Annotated in this window: 5 protein-coding genes; all 5 read left to right on the plus strand. The window is 30.1% G+C overall.

What is annotated here, in order from left to right; translation table 11 throughout:
- On the plus strand, positions 1-650 hold a 650-nt coding region (locus BUC03_RS14785), incomplete at its 5' end, for a hypothetical protein (RefSeq protein WP_234971644.1).
- Positions 651-800: 150 nt separating this feature from the next.
- Entirely contained in the window at positions 801-1676 is an 876-nt protein-coding gene (locus BUC03_RS14790) for an AraC family transcriptional regulator (RefSeq protein ID WP_073153849.1), read from the plus strand.
- A 257-nt stretch (positions 1677-1933) separates the two neighbouring features.
- Positions 1934-2647, plus strand: coding sequence for a pirin family protein (locus tag BUC03_RS14795; protein WP_073153860.1), 714 nt, complete (start codon positions 1934-1936; stop codon positions 2645-2647).
- 45 nt (positions 2648-2692) lie between these two features.
- A complete protein-coding gene (locus tag BUC03_RS14800; RefSeq protein ID WP_073153852.1) occupies positions 2693-3214 on the plus strand; it encodes a YceI family protein in 522 nt (173 codons plus the stop codon).
- A gap of 274 nt (positions 3215-3488) precedes the next feature.
- On the plus strand, positions 3489-4625 hold the full coding sequence (locus BUC03_RS14805) for an Lnb N-terminal periplasmic domain-containing protein (protein WP_073153854.1): 1137 nt from the start codon (positions 3489-3491) through the stop codon (positions 4623-4625).
- Positions 4626-4857: the final 232 nt, after the last annotated feature.

The raw sequence follows: 4857 nt of genomic DNA on the forward strand, positions 1-4857 counted from the left end.
ACAAAACCGTTGTAAAACATATGAAAAAAATCCTACTAACATTAATATTCGCAACTTTAATTTGTTCTTGTTCTTCCACAAAGATTAGCAAGAATAATTATAAATATTTTGACGAAAACAATTCAGAAATAAGCAAATCAAAGTTTGACCGAATACGTTCGACAAATAAATTTTTAGATATTCCTGGAGATTCTACAAACCATAAAAAATTGACATTGAGAGAAAATCGTGGGAAGATTACTAATCGCCCAACGTTAGAATTACTTCTTGAGAAACAATCAAATAGAGAAATTGATTCTACCAAACCGATAATCATACTTTATTATCCAGGTAAAGACCCTTGCAATTCAAGCGGTACAGCTACGAAAGAATCATTAAAAAATTGGTTTGGTCAATTAGAAGATGGAATAGAGCAAATAGCGGAAACTGAACCGATTTATATTTATAAAGATTATGAAGGTTTGGAAAAATATGATGGAGTTATGACTTGGTATAAAGATCCAGAAGCTACGATAGAAAGGTTGTTTTTCAAGAATCATTATCCTTGTAGTAGTTTCGTAGTTATATCAAAAGAGGGTGATTACATCAGTTATTTTGGTGAATTTGCAAAGGATTATGTCTGGAAGGCAGCTGAAATAATGAGCGAATAAAAACGTTTTACAACACCGTGTATAATTCATTACGGCGGAATTTCCTATCGGAAATTCCAAGCATTTTTGCTATCTTTCGTTCTTAATCGGAAAAATCCGCTGGATTTTCCCGTAACGAAATCATACACAAATACGTTGTAGGTAATTAAAATGAACACCGTTAAAACATATCAAAAAGTAAATTCAGAAATAGATGCTGCAAGTTTTAGCATCTCTAAGATGGAAGATATCTATACAAAACGAAATGGAAAAGTTGACGAACCACACAGACACAATTATTATACGGTATTAATCATCAATAAAGCAAAAGGAGAACACAAAATTGACTTCAATTCATACAAATTATCAAACCAACAAATTTTCTTTGTTGCACCAGGACAAGTACATCAGGTAATAGAAGAAAAAAAATCATTTGGATTTGCAATGACATTTTCTAATCAATTTTTAATAGAGAATTCGATTCAATTATCATTTATAGAAAGTTTGAATCTCTTTCAAAATTATGGACAAAATCCACCACTTATTCCAACTGACAAACAATTTGAAGCCATAGAAGAATTTTCAAATCAAATTTTCAATCTATTTAATAGTGAAATAAATATGAAGTTTCTGTCTATTGGTGCATTTTTAAAACTCTTACTAATAGAGTGTAATAATATTTGTGCAATCAATCCAATTGAATCTGATGTAGATAGTTCTGGAGACAATTTAATACGAACTTTTAAAAAAGAGGTAGAAAACAACTACAGAAAAGAACATTCTACTACTTTTTATGCAAATCAACTTCACATTACACCAGACCATTTAAATAGAACAATTAGATTAAAGATAGGCAAAACTGCCAAAGATTATATACAAACAAGAATAATTACCGAAGCAAAAAGACTACTCTATTTTACATCATTATCTAATAAAGAAATTGGCTATGAATTAGGTTTTAATGAGCCTGCTAATTTTAGTGCTTTTTTTAAAAAACACACCCAATTATCGCCTTCAAATTTTAAGAGAATAGAGATAATTTCTTAAATATCGGATTTTCATAAGTTTCTACCTTTTTTTCATATTCTACAGTTTTTCAAACTGCCGCATCTTTGTACTATAATTAAAAGCAAAGTAATATGAATCGCAAAAAATTTTTAAAAAACGCATTAATGGCAAGTGTTGCAGGAATAGTAACACCTCAGGTTTTAAAAGCAACAAATAGCGATTCTACAAAATCTTCTTACGATACATTAATGGAACAAGTAGGATTTAATCATTTACCAAATAAAAACATAAAAACAATGAATACAGTAATTCACAAAGCAGAAACAAGAGGAAAAGCAAATCACGGTTGGTTAAACTCATACCACACCTTTAGTTTTGCAAATTATCAAAATCCAGAAAGAATGAACTTTGGCGTACTTCGAGTACTTAATGATGATATAGTGCAAGCAGGAATGGGATTTGGAACACACCCACACGACAATATGGAAATTATCTCAATTCCATTAGAAGGAGATTTGGAACATAAAGACAGTATGGGAAACGTTGCTATAATTAAAGAAGGTGATGTTCAAATTATGAGTGCAGGAACTGGTTTAACGCATTCAGAAAAAAATAAAAATAGTGATAAAGAAGTGAAATTTCTTCAAATTTGGGTATTTCCTAAAGAGAAAAATGTAACGCCACGTTATGACCAAATTTCTATTAAAGAAATAGCAAAAGAAAACGAATTCTATCAAGTTGTTTCACCAAACAAAGAAGACCAAGGAGTTTGGTTGCATCAAGATGCTTGGTTTAATTTAGGAAATTTTACTAAAGGAAGTTCAGATGAATACAAAATCAAAAAAGAAGGTAATGGAGTTTATGTTTTTATTTTGGATGGAGAAGTAGAAATTGTTGGGGAAAATCTTTCAAAAAGAGACGGAATGGGTGTTTGGAATACTGACAGCATCAATGTAAAAGCAACAGAAAATGCTCGTGTACTACTTATGGAAGTACCAATGAATAGATAATATTAAATATTTAAAAAAATAATAAAACAATTAAAATTTAAAAAAATGGTAAACAACACAAATTGGTCAATAGACAATGTACATTCAGAAATTGCTTTTAAAGTAAAGCATATGATGATTTCAACTGTAACAGGTCATTTTGAAGATTTTGAAGCCACTGCAAAAACAGATGGTGACAATTTTAATAATGTTATAATAAATTTTAGTGCAAAAACAGCATCTATCAACACCAAAAATAAAGACAGAGATGCACATTTAAAATCAGATGATTTTTTCAATTCAGAAAAATTTCCTGAAATGAAGTTTGTATCAAAATCATTTGATGGAGAACACTTAATTGGGGATTTAACAATTAGAGATGTAACCAAAGAAATTACTTTAGATGCTGACTTTAACGGAATAGCAGTTGACCCTTATGGGCAAACCAAAGCAGGTTTTGAAATTACAGGCCAGCTGAATAGAAAAGATTTCAATTTAACTTGGAGTGAAGTCACAGAAGCAGGAAGCATTGTAGTTTCAGACAAAGTTAAACTAGTAGTTGATGTACAGTTTATAAAACAAGCATAAATTATTGAAAAAAGTTAAGACTATTTTCTACAATATATAAAAAATCCAAGAAAAATATTGCTGAAAATAACTACCTACAACAACGTATAATTCCAACTAAGGTTTGGTTGTGTCCTGCGGACACAGACGCAAAAGCGTCAAAGTTAGCTCTTTTTATTATCTTTACTCCTAACCTTCCCTTAGCTGGGAAATTATACAAAACCGTTGCCAGTAATGGTGAAAAAAATCTCGGAAGGAATTAAAATCCCATAAACAAACTGAATTTAGAATAAACTTGAAAAAAAAATTACTCTTTATTCTTCTAATTAGCCAATTGAGCTTTGCCAATGACTCTGTCAAAATAAGTATCTTAACTTGTTCTGCTGGTCAAGAAGTCTATTCCGTTTTTGGACACTCTGCAATTAGAGTGATTGACAAAGAAAAAAACATAGATAAAGTTTATAATTTCGGAATGTTTGATTTCAATACGCCAAATTTTGAATACAAATACTTAAAGGGTAAGTTAGAATATTATGTAGGTATCCAAGAAACACAAGACTTTATAAAAAATTATACTGACGAAAACAGAGTAGTTTCCGAGCAAACTTTAAACCTAACATCACAGCAGAAATTGAATCTTGTCAACAAGCTTCAATTTTTATACAGACCAGAAAACAGATATTATCTATACTCTTTTTTAAACAAAAATTGTTCGACAGAGATTGGTGATTTATTAATACAAATTGGAATAAATTTCCAAAATAGTGAACTTACAGAATCTAATAGAGATTTAATTAATTCATATCTATTTGAAATGCCTTGGCTTAAATTGGGAATAAATTTGGTATTAGGAAAATCATTAGACGAAAATTCTACTCGTAAACAAAGTATGTTTCTACCAGACTATCTACAAAAGGAAATTGGTACTTCAGAGTTGAATGGGGAAAAACTAGTAAAATATGAACAAACCCTAAACTCGATAGAAAGTAATAGTCCATATCATGTTCAGAAAATATTCTCACCAATATTAATTTTTTCGCTTTTAACTTTGTTATTTCTATTTTGGTTTCCTACAACTGTTAAAATAATAACTAGTTTCAGTATTGGAATTACAGGCTTATTAATTCTTGGATTGTGGCTGTTTTCTGGACACGAAGAAGTCAAATCCAATTTGAATATCATTTGGTGTAATCCATTGTACCTACTTTACATTCCTCTACTAATCAAAAACAAAACTAACAAAATATTGAGTTTGACACTAATGGGAACATTAGGTATTTCTTTGCTAATTTGGATTTTTAAAGTACAAAACTTTGATTTATCAATATTACCTATATTAACTATTTTGGGAATTTTGAACTTTAAAGAAATGAAAGACGTAAGATTTCCGACTTGGACGGAATTGAAAATAAAGAACAGAATAAACACTTAACAAACAAAAGACAAAACCACTACTGGTAACAATGTATAATTCCAACTAAGGTTTGGTTGTGTCCTGCGGACACAGACGCAAAAGCGTCAAAGTTAGCTCTTTTTATTATCTTTACTTTCAATCTTCCCTTAGCTAGGAAATTATACAAAACCGTTAGGCAACATAAATAGAAACGACATTGACAGATAGAAAAATCAACTTCAAAATCATTTGGCAAAGAGCGAAAATTAGA

Origin of the sequence: Mesonia phycicola (assembly GCF_900141885.1) — a bacterium.
Taxonomy (GTDB): domain Bacteria; phylum Bacteroidota; class Bacteroidia; order Flavobacteriales; family Flavobacteriaceae; genus Mesonia; species Mesonia phycicola.